Source organism: Streptomyces barkulensis (genome assembly GCF_002843305.1).
In the GTDB taxonomy this organism is placed as follows: Bacteria; Actinomycetota; Actinomycetes; order Streptomycetales; family Streptomycetaceae; genus Streptomyces; species Streptomyces barkulensis.
In genome coordinates, this window is sequence record NZ_PGSG01000078.1 from 1 (window position 1) to 2,352 (window position 2,352).

The following is a 2,352-nucleotide window of genomic DNA, read 5'->3' on the forward strand; positions in this document are numbered from 1 at the left end:
GGGGTGATGGCCACCGCGCGGAAGGAGATGCCCTGCCGCTTCTCGCCGTTGAAGACGTTCTCCCACTCCCGCGCCCGCAGCCCGGTCACCCCCACCGGCGCCCCGGTGGTCAGCTCCCCGGTGATGCCGGTCTCCAGCACCGTGACCTTGTCCAGCAGGTTGGCCTCACCGTCGTCCACGATCATCAGGCCCACCGTCATCAGCTGCGCGCCGGTCTCCGGGTCGGTGGCGATCTCACCGGTCCGCCGGTTCGCGATCTTCGGCTGCGGGGCGGTCGCCACGATCACCGCAGCGGTCGACAGGTCGATCTTGAAAGACGCCATGACAGGACTTCCTCTCAGAGGGGGAGCAGCAGGCAGACCACTGCCCATGGGTCGGATCAACGTCTGCATTGTTTGAACAATGCGAACAGTTCAGATGTTGACCCCTCAGTGGCGCTCCGTCAAGGGCTTTGGCCACATTGACTGGACAATGCAGGTCGCGCGGCGTTTCATGGAGGCATGGCAGTCAAGAAGGTCGGTCGCGGCACCTACAAGCAGCAGATCTCTGACGACCTGCGCCAGCAGATCGCGGCCGGCACGCTCGCGCCCGGCGCCAAGCTGCCGACAGAGGCCCAGCTCACCGACGAGTACGGCGTGACGCGCGGCACGGTCCGTGCGGCGCTGGACATCCTCGTCAACGAAGGGTTGATCGTCTCCAAGCGCCCCGTCGGGTACTTCGTCCGCGAGCGCAAGCCGATGGTCTTCCGACCCCAGGCGGAGTTCCGCCCCCGGCCGTACACGCCGGAGATGGACGCCTTCATGACCGAGCATCAGGGCCGCGACCCCGAGCAGACCATCGAGGTCAGCATCGTGGAGCCGACCGCCGAGGTGACCAAGCGCCTCCAGCTCGAAGCCGGGCAACTCGTCGTCACCCGCCGCCGAGTCCGCTACCTGGACGGCGAGCCGTTCAACATCAACGACAGCTTCTTTCCGCTCGACCTGGTGCGGGACACCCCGATCATGCGACCCGAGAGCATCCCCGAGGGCGCGAACGAGGTGCTGGCCGGACTCGGCTACCGCCAGGAACGGGCCATCGATGAGCTGTACGTCCGCATGCCCACCCCCGACGAGGTGCGGCGACTGGAGCTGGCACCCGGAACGCCCGTCGGCTACCACGTGTGCACCGGGTACACCGAGGAGGGCAAGCCGGTCCGGGTCGCGATCTCGGTCCTGCCCGGCGACCGCCACGTGATCTCCTACGAGCGACGCCGCGAGACGCCCGCGGACCAGTCATGAGCGGAGTCCGCATCCGGCCCGCGAGCGCCGAGGAGCTGCCGACCGTCGAGGGGCTTTTGATCGAGGCGTCCGAGTGGCTCGCCTCACGCGGGATCGACCAATGGCAGTTCCCGCCCCACCGCGACCGCATCCAGAAGGCCATCCGGCACGGCGAGTGCTTCCTGGCGGTCGGTGACGAGGACCGGCCCATCGGCACGATCACCGTGGACGACCACGCCGACCCGGAGTTCTGGACCGAGGCCGACGACCCCGGCAGTGCGCTCTACGTTCACCGCATGGCGACGAGCCGGACAGCGGCGGGGCGGGACGTTGGGGCCGTGATGCTGGACTGGGCTGCCAAGCGCGCCGCCCAGCAGGGCAAGGGGTGGTTGCGCCTGGATGCGTGGAAGACCAACCCAGGGTTGCACCGCTACTACGAGCGCCAGGGGTTCACATTGGTCAGGTTGGTCGACTTGGAGCACCGGAAGTCAGGTGCACTGTTCCAGCGCCCCACGTAGGGCTGTTACAGGTTTCTCTACCTCATCAAGGCTCGCTCCGCTCGCTGTCCGGCGGCCGGGCCGCAGTGCCAGCACACCGAGCCGCACCACGACCCTGCCCGCCGCTGCGTCCGACTGGCCCCCGACCAAGGGACGACCACAACGGCCGGCATCCATGACCGGCGGAAGCAGGCAGGGCCGTGCACAGCACACCAGGAACACGAAGACGCGTCCCACGGTTCCCGGCCTCCACGTCTGCCAAGGGCAGTCTTGATCCCACAGGGATCAGGTGCCGCGCCAAGCGCGGCGGCGCCGGGCCGGGCGCCGCCGCGCTGGCCCCTCCTCGTCTTCGCCGCCGGGGCCGCGCGCCGTCACCCGCCCGCGCCCGCAAGGGGGCGAAAAGACCAGGCCGGGGCTGGGGGCGGTCGGCTCCACGGCTTTACCCACCTGCCCGGTCCGGGACCCGCGTCGGGCACGACCAGGGGGCCACTCGGACACATTGCGGGCAGGTCCAAAGCCTGCCCGAGTTGCCAACCAGCGTACGGCCCCCTGATCATGCCCGACCCCAGCCCAGGCAGGACACCGGCCAAACCCGCTCC

Annotated in this window: 3 protein-coding genes; 2 read left to right on the top strand and 1 reads right to left on the bottom strand. The window is 69.2% G+C overall.

Annotated features, from left to right (window positions below):
• Nucleotides 1-323: SCO3933 family regulatory protein (locus CUT83_RS15100; protein ID WP_101256367.1), on the bottom strand; the 323-nt coding region annotated here is incomplete at its 3' end.
• A 177-nt stretch (nucleotides 324-500) separates the two neighbouring features.
• Here CUT83_RS15100 and CUT83_RS15105 point away from each other — a divergent pair.
• Nucleotides 501-1,277 (top strand): GntR family transcriptional regulator, encoded by a 777-nt coding sequence (locus CUT83_RS15105; RefSeq protein ID WP_101256368.1) that lies wholly within the window; start codon nucleotides 501-503, stop codon nucleotides 1,275-1,277.
• Entirely contained in the window at nucleotides 1,274-1,774 is a 501-nt protein-coding gene (locus tag CUT83_RS15110; protein WP_101256369.1) for a GNAT family N-acetyltransferase, read from the top strand. The genes CUT83_RS15105 and CUT83_RS15110 overlap by 4 nt, the downstream gene beginning before the upstream one ends.
• The last annotated feature ends 578 nt before the right edge of the window (nucleotides 1,775-2,352 follow it).